Origin of the sequence: Plesiomonas sp. ZOR0011 (genome assembly GCF_000800945.1) — a bacterium.
Taxonomy (GTDB): Bacteria; Pseudomonadota; Gammaproteobacteria; order Enterobacterales; family CAMTGL01; genus Plesiomonas; species Plesiomonas shigelloides.
In genome coordinates this window covers 17,903-36,066 of sequence record NZ_JRKB01000028.1, presented here as the reverse complement: position 1 = coordinate 36,066, position 18,164 = coordinate 17,903, and the positions used below count along the sequence as shown (strand labels likewise).

General features: G+C 53.7%; 15 protein-coding genes. 10 read left to right on the top strand and 5 right to left on the bottom strand.

The window, feature by feature from the left end:
* Positions 1–65: 65 nt before the first annotated feature.
* Positions 66–1,079 (bottom strand): arginase family protein, encoded by a 1,014-nt coding sequence (locus L975_RS05070; RefSeq protein ID WP_218185560.1) that lies wholly within the window; start codon positions 1,077–1,079, stop codon positions 66–68.
* Positions 1,080–1,418: 339 nt separating this feature from the next.
* Between L975_RS05070 and L975_RS05065 the strand changes: the two genes are divergently transcribed.
* A complete protein-coding gene (locus L975_RS05065) occupies positions 1,419–2,489 on the top strand; it encodes a glycosyltransferase family 4 protein (protein ID WP_052181285.1) in 1,071 nt (356 codons plus the stop codon).
* Between the two features lie 11 nt (positions 2,490–2,500).
* Here the strand turns inward: L975_RS05065 and L975_RS05060 are convergent, their stop codons facing one another.
* Genes L975_RS05060 through L975_RS05045 form a run of 4 tightly spaced genes read right to left on the bottom strand, consistent with a single transcriptional unit; the run spans position 2,501 to position 7,845 of the window.
* A complete protein-coding gene (locus L975_RS05060) occupies positions 2,501–3,820 on the bottom strand; it encodes a glycosyltransferase (protein ID WP_052181284.1) in 1,320 nt (439 codons plus the stop codon).
* A complete protein-coding gene (locus tag L975_RS05055) occupies positions 3,817–5,037 on the bottom strand; it encodes a glycosyltransferase family 4 protein (RefSeq protein ID WP_047707515.1) in 1,221 nt (406 codons plus the stop codon). Before L975_RS05055 ends, L975_RS05060 begins: the two co-directional genes overlap by 4 nt.
* Positions 5,027–6,559: an O-antigen ligase family protein gene (locus tag L975_RS05050; protein WP_218185559.1), complete on the bottom strand. Its 1,533-nt coding sequence runs from the start codon at positions 6,557–6,559 to the stop codon at positions 5,027–5,029. Before L975_RS05050 ends, L975_RS05055 begins: the two co-directional genes overlap by 11 nt.
* The gene (locus L975_RS05045; protein WP_218185558.1) at positions 6,526–7,845 is read right to left on the bottom strand and encodes a lipopolysaccharide biosynthesis protein; all 1,320 of its coding nucleotides are present in this window, start codon (positions 7,843–7,845) and stop codon (positions 6,526–6,528) included. The genes L975_RS05050 and L975_RS05045 overlap by 34 nt, the downstream gene beginning before the upstream one ends.
* Before the next feature lie 136 nt (positions 7,846–7,981).
* On the opposite strand from L975_RS05045, the gene L975_RS05040 reads away from it, so the two are divergent.
* The 9 genes from L975_RS05040 (at position 7,982) to L975_RS05000 (ending at position 18,154) form a co-directional block, all read left to right on the top strand.
* Positions 7,982–8,794 carry an acyltransferase gene (locus L975_RS05040; RefSeq protein WP_072033017.1) on the top strand — a complete coding sequence of 271 codons (813 nt, stop codon included), beginning with the start codon at positions 7,982–7,984 and terminating at the stop codon, positions 8,792–8,794.
* The gene (locus L975_RS05035) at positions 8,779–10,029 is read left to right on the top strand and encodes a glycosyltransferase (protein ID WP_047707513.1); all 1,251 of its coding nucleotides are present in this window, start codon (positions 8,779–8,781) and stop codon (positions 10,027–10,029) included. Before L975_RS05040 ends, L975_RS05035 begins: the two co-directional genes overlap by 16 nt.
* Positions 10,030–10,258: 229 nt before the next feature.
* Positions 10,259–12,739: a hypothetical protein gene (locus L975_RS05030; RefSeq protein WP_047707512.1), complete on the top strand. Its 2,481-nt coding sequence runs from the start codon at positions 10,259–10,261 to the stop codon at positions 12,737–12,739.
* Positions 12,740–12,986: 247 nt separating this feature from the next.
* A complete protein-coding gene (locus tag L975_RS05025) occupies positions 12,987–13,397 on the top strand; it encodes a hypothetical protein (protein WP_052181283.1) in 411 nt (136 codons plus the stop codon).
* Positions 13,390–14,904 carry a GNVR domain-containing protein gene (locus L975_RS05020; RefSeq protein WP_052181282.1) on the top strand — a complete coding sequence of 505 codons (1,515 nt, stop codon included), beginning with the start codon at positions 13,390–13,392 and terminating at the stop codon, positions 14,902–14,904. Before L975_RS05025 ends, L975_RS05020 begins: the two co-directional genes overlap by 8 nt.
* Positions 14,843–15,976: a glycosyltransferase gene (locus L975_RS05015; protein ID WP_047707510.1), complete on the top strand. Its 1,134-nt coding sequence runs from the start codon at positions 14,843–14,845 to the stop codon at positions 15,974–15,976. Before L975_RS05020 ends, L975_RS05015 begins: the two co-directional genes overlap by 62 nt.
* Positions 15,964–17,166 carry a glycosyltransferase family 2 protein gene (locus L975_RS05010; protein WP_047707509.1) on the top strand — a complete coding sequence of 401 codons (1,203 nt, stop codon included), beginning with the start codon at positions 15,964–15,966 and terminating at the stop codon, positions 17,164–17,166. The genes L975_RS05015 and L975_RS05010 overlap by 13 nt, the downstream gene beginning before the upstream one ends.
* Positions 17,163–17,801 (top strand): sugar transferase, encoded by a 639-nt coding sequence (locus tag L975_RS05005; RefSeq protein ID WP_207542358.1) that lies wholly within the window; start codon positions 17,163–17,165, stop codon positions 17,799–17,801. The genes L975_RS05010 and L975_RS05005 overlap by 4 nt, the downstream gene beginning before the upstream one ends.
* Before the next feature lie 17 nt (positions 17,802–17,818).
* Complete coding sequence (locus tag L975_RS05000) at positions 17,819–18,154, top strand: STAS domain-containing protein (protein WP_010863114.1); 336 nt, start codon at positions 17,819–17,821, stop codon at positions 18,152–18,154.
* Positions 18,155–18,164: the final 10 nt, after the last annotated feature.

The following is an 18,164-nucleotide window of genomic DNA, read 5'->3' as shown; positions in this document are numbered from 1 at the left end:
GTGAAACCGGTGCAAAACGCAAAGTGTATCAGCAACAAGATGCAGTGAGGAGCCAGTATACGCGCTTAAATCCGATACCCCCACACCGCATCAATCAGCTTCACCATCAGCGCTTTGGATATTGCGTCAGGATCGCGCTCGGGCAAATACTCGACAAAATCCGCACCGATAAATCCCGCACACGAGGCCACCGAATGCACCAGGTGCAGCGCTTCGCGCGCGCTCAGCCCACCCACATTCGGCGTCGCACATGCGCGAAATAGACTGCCGTCCAGCGCATCATAATCAAAGGAAAGGTAGACATGATCGTAATCGCGCTCCAGCTCACGACACAAACGGCGCACGACTTCGCCAAAGCCCAATTGCTCTATCAACGCCATGTCAAAACAGGTGATCCCCAAGTCACGGATCAGCGCGTATTCACACGGCATCATATCGCGCACACCAACATAAAACAGATTAGCCGCCGCCAGCTCTCGCTCCACTGGCACAGACCAACCATGATACGGATAGCGATTCATCAGCATCGCCAATGGTTTACCATGCAAGTTGCTATCCAGCGTATGGTTACAATCGGCGTGCGCATCCACCCAGACCACCGCCACTTTTTTACCCTGCTCCTGCTGATAGAACTGCAATGCCGCTTGTACGCTGGCAAACGCAATGGCGTGATCGCCGCCCAACGTCAATGGCACCCTACCGGCGCGATACTGCGTTAACAGCATCGCATGCAGATCTGCGCAATATCGCGCCAAGGCCTGATCTTTGAAGCCCCGCTCATCGGGCGCGCCGTCGACCAGTTGCGCCAACAGCGCCCATACCTCAGGGCTAGGTAAGACATCGCCAGCATCGATGATATCCGCGCCCCAGCGCGCATTTCTCACCGCCATCCATTCGCTCAGCCCCGGCTCACTGTCTGTCGACTCACGTAATTGCGCTGCCGTATTAGCGCGCGTGGTGACACAGCCCATCTGATTAAAAGGCGCGCCAACCAGCGCAAAACGCCGCTTGGCGTGCGTATGGGTAAGCGCCTCGCTCGACGTTCTGGTGGTTTTATGCTGCCTCAATTCAATTTTCACCCACACCTCCTGTGCTCTTTTCGTTTATGTGTATTTTGCGAATACGCGTCTGACTTAGCTTGTGCTCGCTCGCCACACAGCTAACCAATCCCCATAGTGTTGTTCCACGCTAACACGGCAACCCATGTTGTCAGCTTGACAGAAACAATACTCACACAAAAATGCGGCCAACCTCCGGCACAGTCAGCCCGAGTTGCAGCCTGCGCAGTGTGACCCACCTCATAACGTGACCAAGAGTTTTATGTATGCGTGGAGTGTCAACGCTATCCAACAAAGCAGCGACCAAATTCGGTGCTACGCTTTACAAAGCAGAGGGTTAAGAAATAAGGAAAGCATGTCATGGAAAGACAACTGACCACGAGCCCCGTCCCTGCCGAATCTGGTGAGATCTGGTTGGTCATGGACAGCCGCAGCATCGGTGGCATCGAAAACCATGTGTTTATTCTGGCAAACGAGTTACGCCGTCACGGATTAAATGCTGTGGTGGTACTGATGGCCGATTATGGCTCTAGCCCCAATATCAATCGCATGAAACGGCTCAATCTCCCCTATCGATTGTGCCAAAATACCCAAGATTTCCTCCGCCAATTAAAAGCCCATCCGCCACTGCTATTGCATTCACACGGCTATAAAGCCGGGATCATCTGCCGCTTGCTGGGCCGTTGGTATGGCTGCAAAGTCATATCCACTTTTCACTCGGGGGATTTAGGGCGTGGGCGGGTACGTTGGTATAGCCTCATTGATCTGGCGACCGCTTTTTTAGGCCGCCGCATTGCGGTGAGTCGTGCAATTGCACGCCGCCTCCCTCCGCCGGTTACGGTGATCGCCAACTTTGTTTCCCTCCCTCCACGTGCGGCAGTACAGCCGGAGCCTGCCTTTCGAGTCGGCTTTGTTGGGCGACTGAGCCATGAAAAAGGCCCCGATCTGTTTTGCTCTCTGGCCGCACTTCATCCACGCGCCGAGTTCCATGTGTATGGCGATGGCCCCATGCGCAGCGCTTTGGAGGCCGATTATCTGGGGCATGTGGAATTTCATGGATTTTGCGCTGACATGAGTGAGGTATGGCCACAGATTGATTTACTGTGCATTACGTCACGTGCCGAAGGGCTGCCACTGGCTGCGTTAGAAGCCATGGCCAATGGGATCCCAGTTTGCAGCTTTGCGATTGGAGGGCTCGGTGACTTAATTACCCACGGTGACAACGGCTGGTTACTGCCGGCCGGCGATCTGAATGCCATGAGTCAGGCGCTACATGAGTGGCAACAATTACCAACGGCCGAATACCGCCGGCGACAGCAGTGTGCGCGGGAAACCATTCGCCAGCACTACACGCCAGAAACGGCATTACCGCAAATTATTGCGGTATATCAACGCGCCTTAGGGCCACAAGCCTCGCGCTTACACGGATAATGCGTACGCCGCTAGTTATTAGCCATGGCCTGCTGCAACTGCGCTAACACCGGCGCGTAGGTCTGCTCGGCACGAAACGCGGCCGCCAGTGATTGTCCGCGCAGCCCTATCGCTGGGATCTGTGCCGGACTTAGCGCCAAAGTTTGCAGCTGCAGCGCCAAATCCTCGGCATCCATCGGTCGATATTTGATACAGCTGACGCCGTGCTCCAGTTGCTGATCCCAAAATGCGCCATCTTGCGGGATCAGGACGCACAAGCCCGCCGCTAACGCCTCCAGTACCGACAGCCCAAACGGCTCACGCTCACTGGTGGAGACAAACACCGAGCAACGTCGGCGGATGGCATCTAAATCCGGCGGCGCTTCATGCCAATACACGGTGCTCGCTTGAGCATTCGGCACACGATTTACTTCGCTCGGCGCATCGGTCACCGGTAACAGCGTATCTTTGGGTCGCAAAAAGCAGATATGCGCCGTATAAGCGGCGACACATTGTGGTGACTCTAATGCCGCCAGCAGTACATCCAAGCCTTTCCATTTAAGCAATGACGCTGCCCAAAACAGGCGTAACGCTGGCGCATCCGCGTCTGCCGCCATTACCGGTGATGGCCAACGCTCTGCGGAAAGACCGTTATGTAATGCCAACCAATGCGGGCGTTCAATACTGTCATCACGGTCACTTTTTATCATCGCTGTAGGTGTATCCGCTGGCGCTAACCGGCGCAGCGCCGCCTGCAGCGAAGGCGCAGCACCAGGGACATAAAACACATAATTGGCGCGCAACAAACAACGTGCACAGGTACGTGAAGGCGCAACCGGTCCATGTACCAGCTGGACAATAGTTGCCGCCGGCCATACTTTGCCCAAAGACACAGCACTGAGATACAACGATAAATCTACCCCCGGCCCAGAACCGCCCACCAATATCGCCCGACGCCCTAATCGGCAACGCTGAACCAGCACTTGCAACGCTAAGAACAAATGACGCGCAAAGTAGCGCCAGCCTGATTCGGCATTACGGCACCCCGGTAATTCATACAACGGCACGGTTTCCCAACGGGGCGAGAGTTGCTCTGCATTCACGCTAGCGTTTTGCAAGTGATTCCCTGCCGCTGACGGCCAGCTAGAGGGATCCCGAGTCAGCACGGTGATCTTTACTGCATGCCGGTTACTCGCATCAGCCTTGAGCAGCCCTAATAACGAGCGATTTGCCACTTTCGAGCCGCCATTAAAGGCGATGGGATCGAGCAACAACAAGTGTGCAGTTCCCTTTTTGCTGGCGCTGCTCAAATCTGGGTCTGCATTAGCTTGGCATTCATGATTTGCGCTCATGCCGGTTTTCCCCCTAAACGCTGCTGCACGCGATCGCCTAGCCAGCGCAAGCAACTCCCGGCGCAGCGCCAGCCATCACGCCAATGCAAGGCACTCTTCGGTGTACGCAACAAATCCTGATAGGCCGCGCTGATATCCGCCACATAGCGCTGCACCGAAAATTGGGCGCGTACCCGCGCCCGGCCTTGCTGACCTAACTGCATGCGTAGCCCGGGATTTTCATGTAATTCACGGATTTTATCCGCCAAAGCTTGCACATCGTCTGCGGGAACCAGTAACCCCGTGTCATGATCCAGCACCACCTCGGCGATCCCGCCCACATCAGGCGCAATCACCGGTAATCCCGCCCAACCGGCTTCAGCCAATACCAGCCCAAAGACCTCTTCACGCGCCCCAGAGATAAATACGTCGGCACCACCTTGTAGCCAACCACCTACTTGCCCGTCTTCACCGGCCAGAAAAACCTGCTGCTGTAGGTGTAAACGCGCAATTTGCTCAGCCAAGGCCGCCTGCTCTTCCCCGGCCCCCACGATCACCAACGCCACCGATAAACCGTTACCCTGTAACAGCGCTACAGCATCAATCAACAAATCCATGCCTTTACGCCGAATGAGCGAGCCGACCGATAGCAACAGCAACTGTTCAGGAGCAATTGCAAACCGCGCCCGAATATCGATCGCCGGATGCGCAGCTAAACGCGCAGCATCAATGCCATTGGGGATCACACGACATCGATGGGCGGGCATGCCGTCAGCCAGCAAACCAGCAATCACCGGTTGGCTGACCCCGATAGCGAGCGAGACTTGGTGCAGTAGCAAGCTATACCGATCACGCGCCTGATAGCGCGCATGTAAATGCGCCAGTAACGGAACGCCTGCGGTGCGTGCTGCCGGCACCATCCACTGACACGGAGCGCCGCTATTGCAATGTACCAAGGCAATCTGGTGTTTTTGCAGTAGTCGACATCCCTCTTGGTATAAACGCCAGCTAGCCCTTACATCCATACGTGGTGCCTCCCAACCGCCTAATAGCGTAAATGGGCAGTATTCGGTTTCAACTTCCAGTGCTTTTACGGCACTAAGCAACGTCTGACTGTTACTCCACACCACGGGCCGATACTGCGCGCGATCAAGGTGCGCAAGTAAATCAAGCAAACAACGCTCGCTGCCGCGGATCCACTCCTCACCGTAGTGCACATATAAGAGATTAATGGCCATGGGATTGCTCTCCGGTTGGCGGTGGCGAAGTGGAACTGTGTGAATTGGCCTGGTACGAGGAACTCTGGTCGGTAAACGATGGTTTTTCCGACACGTTCGTTATCGCTTTTTCTTCTCTCGTTTTTTCTTCTGCGCGCTTTTCTGCAACATGCTTTTCTACGGCGCGGATCCCGGCCACCGCTAAGGCCAATTGCAAATACACCGGCCAAGTAAAACCTTGCGTTAAAAAGGTGCCCGAGACACAAAAGCCCACCATACTGGCGGCCACACCATTGATGGCAATGGCCACAGGATAAGGCTCGGAGCGATCTAATTTCAGAGCCACGCGCCAGACATGAAATAAGGTGGTCAACAGCATCAACATGAAGACTGCAAAACCGAGGAAACCAGTTTCCGACAGCACGTTAAACCATGTTGAATGCACCGCATGATTAAGCCCATCCCAGTGTGGGCTGTAAAAATAGTAGTTGTAGTAAAAATTATTCAACCCGACACCACGAAATGGGTGCGCTAATGCCATGCCCCACGCCGCTTCCCACGCATATAAGCGCCCCATGGCCGAAGCATCAATACCCTCTTCAGCCGCGCCGCCCGAACTACGATCGCTGATCCCTGCAACGGCAAACAGCACTAGCAGCACCATCGCGGCAAGGGAAAAGAGCAGCATTTTGGACTTGATACGCCGATAAGCAAAAATCCCCATCACGGCGCAAATTCCCAGTAAGCCACCACGACTTTGGGTAGCCACAATCGCCAGCAGATTGACAATAAAACCGGCAAATCCCAGCAAGCGATCCCATTTACCCGCTCGCGACTCTAACGCGCTCGCGAGAGAAAATCCGGCAGGAAACAGCAATACCAACGCCAAATCATTGGGATCGCCCAGCACCGAGCCCAACTCACGGCCAATCGTAACGCGAGTTTCCTCCACCAACCCAATACCGGCACTTTTGTTGTACAGCGCCACCGAGCCCACCAACAGCCCACTCAGAATGAATACTCGCGTGGCCATGGCAAAGTGCGCCGGTTTTTCCATCAACCAGGCAATCGCAAAGGTCATGGTGACGATTTTCACGTAAGTGCCGTTCCACGCCGCTAACGCTTCACCACGATTTGAAGCGAGCAATGCGCCAATCGTTACCAAAACAAAAAACAGCGCCAGCCAGGTAAACTCTCGGCACCAAAATGGCCTGATCGTCTTGGATATCAAGGTATGCCACAGCAATACCGCCAACGCGCCCACCGCCAACAACTGTGGTAAACGCAGTGGATTTAGCTGCGGGATCACTTCATGGATGCGGAAAAACGAGAAAGCGACAAACGCCAACATCACCACAAACGGAAAACGCAGTGCAAACAACACCGCCAGTACCACGGCCCCCAACACCGGCCCTAAGACCGGCAACGGGACAAACCACCACAGCAGCGCAGACAGCAGACAAAACAGGACGCAAGCCGCCACGGCTTTCATACCGCGCAGCCCTTCAGTTACTGAAACAGGTGTATGCTCTGGCCCAGCCATAACGCCACCACCATCACGATTGCTGCACTCACCACGCCATACCAGCGGTACGGCAGATACAACAGTTTCTGGCTAAAGTACAAAAACAGCGTTGCTCGTAACCCATTCACCACAAATTGACTGGCAATGACACCAGCAACGCCAAAGTGTGGGATCAATAACGCATAACCCAATACCCCTACCGCGCTGCATAGCAGATGGATATTCATCTGTAATCGGCTATCACGCTGGCTATAGCAACCCACATTCATCAATTCAGACTGTGTCTTTAACGCCATCGCGGCCACCAGCCACGGTACCAATTTAATCGCTGGATGGTAGCTCTCGGAGGTCAGCTGCAAAATCAGGTAAGGCGCCACCAGCCCTACACCGCCCGCTAATAAATAGCCAAGCGCCGCGCCTAATTCGGCAAAATCGGCATTCTTTCGTAATCCACCAGTTTCACCGAGAAATTGAAACCGCTTGGGATACCACCACAATGCAAACGGCTGTAAAACCAGCCCTGCGGCTAACGCAAACTTTCCTGCTACCGCATAGTAAGCCAGCTCAGTTTCACCGGCAGCGCCGGCTAACCACCAGCGATCCAATCCTGCAACAGCGAATCCTGCTAAGCCACTGACTAAAATAGGGATTCCATAGCGCAAATACTGCATACCGCCACGCATTCGCCACGTCAACCCGGTGTTATGCCATTGCCAGCCGCCCATCAACAGCGCTTGACCGAAGGTGGTAATGGCTCCCACCATCACAACGCCTTCCACGCCCATCCCCCAGCGCAAGCTCAGCCAGATAAACAGCGCCTGCACCACCACGCGTCCTGCGGTGCACAGGAAAAAAAAACGCGCCATGCCCTGCATGCGCAACCATGCCAGCGGAATGCCAATCACGCCCTCCAACACCACCGAGAGCAATGTCCAACGAACCAGTGACGCTGTCACATTTCCCGGTAGCCAGTGTGCAATTTGTTCGGCAAACGGCATCAACAGCAATAAGCCAATGAGTGCTATCAACAGGGTTTGGGTGAATAACACACCAGCGGCTTGCTGGCGCGTAGCCTCACTATCGGCTAACCCCGCAAAACGATACAACGCATCCACTAATCCCAACCCGAGCAATAAAGTACCGATGTTGACTAACGCCAGCAGCACTTCCAGTTGGCCATACTCCGCCGGCGACAGATAGCGCGTAAAAACCGGCAGCATGATCAAGGAGATCCCTTTCATCAAGATCAGGCCAAGACCATAAAAAAACATTTGCTGCAACGCGGAAGGCAATCGGAAGCGCATAAAAAATCCGTTAAACACGTCAGTGTGTATACTTATGTTTATAGCCAAAGACGCCAATTCACGCCTGCAGAAACTGGCTAAAAACGCAAAAGATGCTTAATCATTAAGTATTAGTCAGTATTCGGGAGCATGCCGCATGATGATCGTCCAGCGCCTCCGTCAATGGGCCAAAGCCGGTAACAGTCCACTGGCTCGCAATTTATGGTCGACCGCCAAAGCACTGCGCACATGGTCCTGTCCGGTGATCCCAGCGATTCACCGTCCGCTGTATGCGCTGCATCAACTGCTGAAAAATGCATTCGCATCGTTCACTCGCATTTTTTACTGGACGCCACTGTTCAAAACCCGCCTCGCCCAACCAGCGCCACACTTATATCTCTACAGCGGCATGCCACAATTGATCGGGCCGCTGTATATCCAAATCGGTAGCCATTGTCAGATCAGCGGTATCTCTTCGTTTATCGGCCGACAAGGCACGCGCCCGGTCGAATTACACATTGGTGATCGTTGCCATATCGGGTGGCAAACCACCATTGCCGTGGGGCGCAAAGTCATTTTGGGCGATGATGTGTATATGGCGGGAAAAGTCTTTCTGGCCGGCTTCCCCGGACATCCGCTCAACCCCGAAGAGCGAGCCGCCGGTCTACCGGAGCACGATGAACAAACGGGCGATATTATTTTGGAAGACAAGGTGTGGTTGGGCACCGGCGTGATGGTTAATGCTGGCGTGCGTATTGGCGCGGGCACGGTAGTTGCCGCCGGTAGCATTGTCACCCATGACTTACCAGCGCGGGTATTAGCCGCCGGTGTTCCAGCGAAGGTGATTCGCGCCTTACCCGAGTCAGAGCCTATGCGCAGTACCGCGCAAGGCATAGTCACTGACGCCACTTCGCCGTCAACCACCAATGCAACTTACTCGCAGGAAGACCCAACATGCTCCCGCCACTGATTGTTTTTGGTGAAGACTGGGGCGCCCATCCCAGCAGCACCCAGCATCTCATCAAACGGCTCACTGCCGAGCGACCGGTGATTTGGGTCAATTCCATTGGCTTGCGCCGCCCAGGGTTTAACCGCCGAGATTTGCGCCGTGTATGGCAAAAATTACGGGCACTATTACAACAACAATTAGCCACGAAGCCCGCAGCGAATCAGGCAGAATCCACTCCGGCAACAAGTACCACCACTGCGCCCAACTCACCGCCACAACCCACCGTTATTGCGCCACTGGCGATCCCTTTACCGGGTGTGGGTTGGGCCAGAGCCATCAATCGCCGCTTATTGCGGCGCCAAATTCGACGCACCTTACAACAACTGCAACTGACTGACTGCCAGCCGGTGCTTTGGTTATCATTGCCCACTGGCGTTGATCTGATCGGTCAGCTCAATGAACGGGCCGTGATTTATTATTGTGGCGATGATTTCTCCGCTTTAAGTGGTGTGGACCATACGGCAGTGAGCCTGCTGGAGCGCGAGTTAGCCGAAAAAGCCGACTTGATCTTGGCCGCTAGCCCCGCGTTAGTGCAAAGATTCCCTGCCGATAAAACCCAGTTATTGCCACACGGCGTGGATATCCGCCTATTCTCCACCCCGCAGCCGCGCGCCGCCGATCTGCCTAGCGGAAAGCCCATCGCTGGATTTTACGGCAGCATTTCGGAATGGATCGATACTGAGCTGCTGGCACAAACCGCTGAACGCCTACCACACTGGAATTTTGTTTTAATCGGCCCGATTCAAACCGATATTGCTTCACTACACGGCAAGTCGAATATCTTTTTACTCGGCCCACGGCCACATCACGCCCTGCCAAGCTATGTGCAACATTGGCAGGTGTCGATGCTGCCTTTTCGTGATAATGCCCAGATCCGAGCCTGTAACCCGCTAAAACTGCGCGAATATCTCGCGGCGCAAAAACCGGTAGCCAGCACTGATTTCCCCGCGTTAGACGGATACCGCGAATTGGTGCATGTCGGCACAGATGCCGACCGTTTTACGCTGGCTATCCAACAGGCGGCGCTGGATGCCCCCGATACGCAGGCCTTTCACCACTGGTTGGCGCAAAGCTCGCCTGATTGGGAGGCTGTACTGGCATTAACCCAACCTCGCCACGCACGCGGTGAAAGCGTCAGCCAACAAAGCTGGGAAGCGCGCGCTGACGACTTAAATCGTCTCCTCGACAGGCTGTAATACTATGCAGGCTAAACAGCCCTCGAGATGGAATAAGCTTGAATGGAAAAATCCAAATTGGGTGCGGCAAATAATATCGCGCACACGGTGTCTGATCACTCATGGGATGTCACAACCCTCACAGCTCCTAGTGAGCGTAGTGCTGTGCGCAACGCTTATTGGCATTTCAACCTCGGTCCTTGCGACGCCCCAACCCGCAACCATATCGGACACTCACACACTAGAGCTATTGAAGAGCTCTGGTTCTGAATCTAGCGCGGGCATTGTAAGTGACACTGTCACCCTCCCTTATGAGCAGCATTTTTCTCCACCGACAACGTGGAACGCTAATGATGATCTGGTCATTGAAGGAAACAATCCTTCTGATCAACAAGCTCTGCTGGTGATCCGACTGGACGATGTGAATTCCACGGGTTACTCCTCACGCGTTAATGAAGAGCGTGATATCCCGCCGGGGCCATTTCGACTGCGCATCGCGCTGGCCTCGCTGCTGACAGCCGAAAAAAAACGCCCGGATCTGAGCCGCCTGACGGCTCTGTATCTGTTCACTGCGCAACCACAAGGCATCACCCTGCAAAAGCTTTCGCTGCAACGTGGATTGCGTTTTGCCGATGAGATATTGGCTTGGGATTTCGGTGACAGCCAACGCGCCCCCTTCAGTGGCTTTACCCGCATCGGCCCACAAGACGTTCACTTGCAAGGACGCCCCACCGCCACCACCCGAAGCGGCAGCTTTGCTCCGTTTAATGATGGCTTACGTGGCGTGAATCAGATAAAAATTCCCCTTCCCGCAGGCCAATATCAGTTACGGCTGTGGAATCGCGATCCCGGCGAATGGGAATTACTTCCCCATCCATTGGAGCGGCGTGTACGCGTCAACGGCCAAGCCATTTGGGAGCAGCACCTAACACCGGAGCAATGGATAAAAGACATTTATCTGGCCGATCGCAATCAAGAAGCACTGCCGGCATTCACAACGCAACCCCAGAGCACCACCAACACGCAAGAAGCCGCCGCACAACAACTGCTCCCAGAACAGCTGGGAAAATTGAGTACGCGCGTGGCGCATCCGGGCGGCGATCTGATTATTGATTTGGAAGGGGATTCCCCTGATGCCCAGTACATCTCCGCGTTACTACTGTGGCCTGATACACTGCGGCCTGATACATCACCAAACGCCGCCGATACGCCAACACCGGAGCAACAGCTGAACCAACGGCTGACGCAACTGTTTCATGAAAACTGGCATATTAACCCGCAGCCTTTAGCACCGGAGCAAGCCATTAGTTTAGCGCTACCGACGCCAAACCAAGGGGTAAATTCAACCGCAGCAGCTGTAACCTTGTTAGGCAAGGTCGCCGGCAACAGTCATTTGAGTGTCGATCTCAAGCTAGAGACCGCATCGTTGCCGCACGCAGTTAACGCATCGCTGCACTTATCGCCGTTTGTCCCAACCGTTGCTAAAAATCAGACTGACCGCGATACCTCCATAACCCCTTCAAACACCATCTTGCCCGCCGAGCTGCGCTGGGGGCAGTGGCACTGGGTTCGCGAACCGGCACAAGGTCACCAACTACACGCGTCCGCCAGTTATTTTCGCACCGATCTGGATAGCGTTCCCCTTACACCAGCGAGCCCCCGCTACCTGCATCTGGTCATTAGCGTACCGGAAGGAACGCCTGCCGGAGACTATCAGGCAACGCTACGCCTGCAAATTGGCGAACAGCGCTACACCTATCCATTGCAAATTCAGGTGCTCGCGCTGCAACTGCCGGATGTCCCAATCCCTGTTGGGGTATATTTGGATGCAGCGCCACATCTGAATTGGTTTGATGCAGAGCAGGCTACACGACAAAGCGCCTGCGATTTACGTTGGCTAGCCAATATCGGTCTTAGCATCCCTGCCCCCGCACTGGCCACACCAGATGATCAAAATACCGCGCGTTTTGAGCGCGATTTACGGGCCGCCATGCAGTCGAACCGCTATTTACCGCTGCTGGCCTACACCCCCTTAAAACGGCTGCGCGACAATCTGGGCGATAAAGCCGCCATCATGCATATCGCCGAAGTGGAGCGCGAGCATCCGCAGGTGCTAGCGTGGAGTTTGGCTGATGAAGCCGACAGCGGCCAAATCCCCAACCTGCTGAGCTTTGCCCAAGAACTACGTACACGTGTGCCGGATATCCAACTGGCCGGCCAACTTAATCACCCCAGTCAAACGGCGCTACTGCCTGCTCTCTCACTGGTGCTGATCAATGACGGCTTTGGCGCTTCCGCGCACAACATCGCGCAATTGCAAAAAGAGGGAAAACAAGTTTGGCTGTATAACCTCGGCGCATCGCGGCTGGCGGCAGGCTTTTATCTGTGGCGCAGTGGCGCGCAAGGGTATCTACAATGGCATGCCCGTATGCCAACCGCCGATCCGCTTAATCCTGTGGATGGACGCGAAGCGGATTTTCAATTTTTGTATCCGCCGATGAACGTTTGTACGTTACCGGATACCGATCGCAGTTTGTTTGCATTACTGGAAGGCACTGATGATCTTCGCTGGTTACATTGGCTCGATAGCCAAAGTCAGCATATGGAAGCGGCTCGATTACTGCGCGACAAAATTTGGCAACAGATCCCCGATACTTGGCAAGCCACACAGCAGCTCTCTCCAGCCCAATTGCAGCAGTGGCGGAGGGAAATTCAGCAGCTGGCCAACTAGATTCGCCAAATAATTGCTGAGCGATCACTTTATAATCACAAACTTTACATATAATGATTTACATATGTAAAACATAACGTTCTGTGCAATATATGTACATTGTGTTTATGTACTAAAAACTATGTACTACAAAAATGCACTACACGCAGGGATGATGCTTAACGTACAGATCACTCGCGCCAAACGGCATCACCGCGTTTAGCCATGAGCGAATTCAGCCGACTTATCGCAAGGACAGTGAAACCGTATGAACCGCCTGACGCAAACCGCAAGCTTGATGTTACTGCTGTGTCTGACAGGCTGCGCCGCCAGCACCAGCACATCGGGCGGCAAAGTCACTTTGGCTCAACTCGAAGCGCTGCGTGTTGGGCAGCAAGCCTATCGTCCGGCCTTTTCCGGCCACTATCCACAAAATGAAATTGCGCTGCCCACTGACACCGAAAAACAGCTGCATCAATTTTTAGCCCAGCAAGATCCGTCGGCCATTACCGTTTCGGTTGGTAATAGCGCCGGCGATCCACTGCAAAGTGCGCGTATCGCCCACCAGCGGCTCAAATATATTGAAAAAATGCTGGCCGCTCGGGCCATTGATGTCAGCCTGCAATACAAGCCTGATGCCGAGCCGGATAGCCTAAATATCGAGGTGGGCCGTGAATGACAATCTCTCCGTCTCTTTGTGCCTGATTTTTAATGGCGCATGGCGGCGGCGTTATCTGATTGCGATTCCCTTATTGCTGATGCCCATACTGGCAACACTGATAGGCTTGTTCACGCCCAAACAATACCATTCGCACACCACATTGCTGATTCAAGAAACCGCCAAACTGAATCCGTTTTTGGAAGACCTCTCGGTATCCACCAACCTTAAAGATCGCTTCGCGGCGCTCGATAGCCTGCTACACAGCCGGTATGTGTTACAGCGCGTCATCGAGGATGCGAAATTACTGCCCAAAGATGCGCCACAAAGCGAATATGACAGCAAAATTAATCAACTTTCTGCCGCCGTGACCTTAAGTTTGGTCGGTAGCGATCTGGTGCAATTAACGTTCAAAACCCAGCAACCGCAAGACAGCGCGGTGATCTTACAAGCCATCAGCGAACGCTTTTTGGAAAACGTTCTGGCTCCTGAGCAATCCTCCATCAGCGGCTCGGAAAAATTCCTCAAAGAGCAAATCACTAAGCAAGAGATAGAGCTAAACAAGGCCGAGAAAAATCTGGCCGACTTTAAACGAAGCCAATCCGCGGAGCTGCCGGATTTGTACAGCGCCAACGTGAATCGCCTGCATGCGTTAAAAGATAAAGAAGAGGAAAAACGCACCCAACTGGCCGGTGCCAAAGCGGCACTGGCGGCGCTACAAACGGGAATCTCACAAGTCAATCCGGTGATCGCCAATCTGGAGCAGCAAATCGTCAATACCACCAATGAAATTGCCTTATTGCGTACTCGTTACACCGATTCACACAGCAAAATTCAAGCCGCGCTGTATCGCCTGCACCAACTCGAAGATGAGCGCCAAGCGCAGATGAACGCCATCCCCAAAATAGACAGTACCGACTTAAACCAACTGCTGAACTTATCGCAAAACAGCAACCGAGAACAAAGCAACGGCAACAACAAGAATGACACCTTGCTCGACTCCCAACTCAAAGAGCTGCAAAAAGCCGCCACCAACGTCAAAGCGTTGCAAGAAGAGGTGAACAGTATCAATAAGCTGATCCGCGAATCAGAAGAGAGTGTAGGCAGCTTTGGTGATGTTGAGCGCCAGATGTCAGAGCTTGAGCGTAACTTACAGGTGCAACGCGAGCTGTATCAGGATCTGCTGACTCGCTATAAAAAAGCGCAGGTCACCGGCGCTCTCGGGCAATTTGAAAAAGGCGATCGGGTTAAAGTCATCGATCCGCCATTCATCCCGACCTCCCCGAGTACGCCGCCATTGATTGTCTTTATTTTGGCCGGGATCGTGGCCGGACTGGGTATTGGGATAGGTTTTGCCGTCATCGCAGAAATTACCGACAGTACCGTGCAGCGTAGCGACAAGCTGACTATGCTGATAGGAGCGCCAGTATTAATACGAATTCCTTACAACAAGGAGATCGCTCACTATGCCAACCGGCCGGAGCAGAATCATCCAGATAGTTCAGCATCTCGCGCCGGGGGGCATTGAAACACTGGCGCTTGAATTGCATCGAACATTTCGGGAACAGCATGACAGCCTGCTGATAAGTCTCGAAGGCAATTACGCCAGTGCCAGCGCACATTGGCCACGGCTGACCGAATTTCAACACGAGCTGATCTTTTTAGACAAACAGCCCGGTTTGCAACCGAGCTTACTGGCTCGCTTATATCGTTTGTTGCGCCAGCACAAGCCGGATGTTGTACATACCCATCACATTGGCCCTTTACTGTATGGCGCATTGGCTGGGCGTTTGGCGAAAGTACCTTGCTTAGTACATACCGAACATGATGCATGGCATCTGGAAAACCCAAAACGGCGCAAACTGGCCGCGCTGTTATGTCAACTCGGCCACCCTCATTTGGTGGCTGATTCAGAGCAAGTCGCGTCTGCCATGCGCCAGTATCTACCGGGTTGTCAGCCCGAGGTAATTCTCAACGGAATTGATACTACGCGCTTTACCCCAGCCGACCATCACCGCCGAATAGCTGCCCGGCAGGCGCTACAATTACCTCTTGATGTCCCACTGATAGGCTGCGCCGCGCGGCTAGAGGCAGTGAAAGGACACAGCAATTTGCTACAAGCACTCAGCCAATCACTCACACAGTGCCCATCGTTACATCTGGTACTCGCGGGCACCGGTTCACTCGATGCCGCCTTGCGTCAGCAAGCAGCCGCGTTGGGGTTGCACGATCGGGTGCACTTTGCCGGCTTGCTCAGTGACATGACCGCCTTTTACCACGCGCTTGATGGCTTTTGTCTGGCCTCACAAGCCGAAGGGTTACCCCTGTCGCCCTTAGAGGCACAGGCCTGCAACGTTCCGGTGGTACTGACCGATGTCGGTGGCTGCCGAGAATGCACCGAGCCATCTACCGGTCAACTGGTGCCTTACGGTGACATCCCAGCGCTGGCAGCGGCCTTACAACGCTGTGTCAGTCAGCCTGCGAGCACTGCGCCGCGCCAGTTTGTTGAACGCCATGCCAGCTTAGCGAGCATGGCGGCACACTATCTGCGCCTATACCAAATTAGTGATACGTCAGGAGCACGCCTATGTGGAGCATAATAGCTGATGTACTGTTTGCCCTGCTGGCCTTTTTGATTGTCTATCATCATTTGCTCTATCCGTTGCTGCTGAAAAAACTCAGCCGCCGCAAGCACTCGCCTGCACCTGATATTCCGCAACGCCAATATCGCGAACAAGCCGAAGATAGCGATTTACCGGATATCACCCTGATCATTCCGGCCTACAACGAAGCGGCCAGTATCGCCGATAAGATCCGCAATCTGGCGTCGCAAGACTACCCTTCAGCGCACTTTATTGTGGAGATCCTGTGCGACGGCTGCACCGACAATACCGCAGATTTAGCCCGCTTAGCGCACGCCGAGCCCGAGTGTCGCTGGTTGCCGCTGACCATCCGTGCGTTTAGTACCAACCGCGGTAAAATTGCGGTGATTAACGAGGCAATTCAGCGCGTTCAAACACCGATTGTCGCTTTCAGCGATGTATCCGCTTTATTGCCCGTCGATACCTTGTTAACCGCTGCCGTGCATTTCCAACAACCGGATATTGGGGTCGTAGGGCCGGGTTATCGTATTTTAAATGCCGGTTCACAGGGCGAATCCCACTATTGGCAGTACCAAACCCAAATCAAACTCTCGGAATCAGCCTTAGGCTCGGTACTCGGCATGCACGGCGCTTGTTATTTTATCCGCCGCGAATGTTTAGAGCCTCTGCCGCCCGATACCATTAACGATGACTTTATCCTGCCTATGCTGGCGATCAGCAAAGGCTATCGCGCCGTGTACGAGCCGCGCTGTCTTTCACTCGAGTTGGAAACCAGTGATAGCGCATTAGAATCGCGCCGTCGGCGGCGGATTGCGGCGGGCAATACCCAACAGCTATGGCGCTTGCGTCACCTACTCAACCCACGTTATCGCTGGGATGCATTCAATTTTTTCTCCGGCAAAGGGCTACGAGTCTTGATGCCGTTTTGCTTGGTGGGCGTATTTGTGATTTCACTGCTACGCGCGCCGCACTCGCTGTTTTTTTTATTGCTACTGATTGCACAACTTTGCGGCTATCTGACTATTATTATGGTTAACATGACACCTCGCTATGCATGGCCTTCAATTGTCAAAAAAGTGCAGTATTTGGTGAATGGTCATTGGTATAACTTGATCGGAGCCTGTCGTTATCTGGCCGGGAAAGAAAAAGGCCGCTGGTCTCGTGCCGGCGAACAGGGAGAAAAATGATGGGACACTATATTCATCCTGTCACAGCACAAGCCAAACGCGCCATGGACATTCTTGGTGCACTGACCGGAATCATCCTGACATTACCGCTGTGGCCGCTGATTGCCTTAGCCATCAAATGGGAAAGTCCGGGGCCGGTGTTCTTCCGCCAGCAACGGGTCGGGCGCATTTATCCGGATTACATCGAATTTTTTTACATGATCAAGTTCCGCTCTATGCGTCAGGATGCGGAAACCAAGACCGGCGCCGTGTGGGCAACGAAAAATGATCCACGTGTCACCCGAGTGGGCAATTTCTTGCGTAAAACCCGATTAGATGAATTGCCACAATTTATCAATGTGCTGCAAGGGGACATGTCCTTAATTGGCCCCCGCCCCGAACGTCCACAGTTTTGCCATAAATTGGAAGCCGCCATTCCCTTTTATGTGGAAAGAACCTACGGCATCGCTCCCGGCATTACCGGTTTGGCACAAGTCAGTCAGGGATACGATGAAACACTGGATGATGTAAGAAGCAAGCTGGCTTATGACCTCGCGTATTCACTGGCCCTCACCAGCCCGTGGAAATGGATCAAACTGGATCTCAATATTGTGTGGCGCACCCTGAAAGTCATGGTCGGGAAACGCGGACAATAACAAGGCAGGACAACACCATGAAACCGATGATGTATACCCTTAATAACTGGCAAGTGGTTACGCTGACCGGCGAGCTGGATGCGCTGTTTGTCAGCGAACATCGTGATGTATTTGAAACGCTAGCCGTGCGAGAAAGCAGTGTGTTGGCAGATCTGAGCGAGGTGCATTTTATTGATTCATCCGGCATTGGCGCGCTGGTGTTTTTATATAAGCGATTGAAAGCTAAAAATTATGATCTGGCACTGATTTGTGATAACGGTCAGCCACGAGAATTGCTTAAACTGCTGCATATCGATAACACCTTACACTGCTACAGCTCGTTGAAGGAGTTTATTATGGCCAATAATGAATAATTAAAATTTT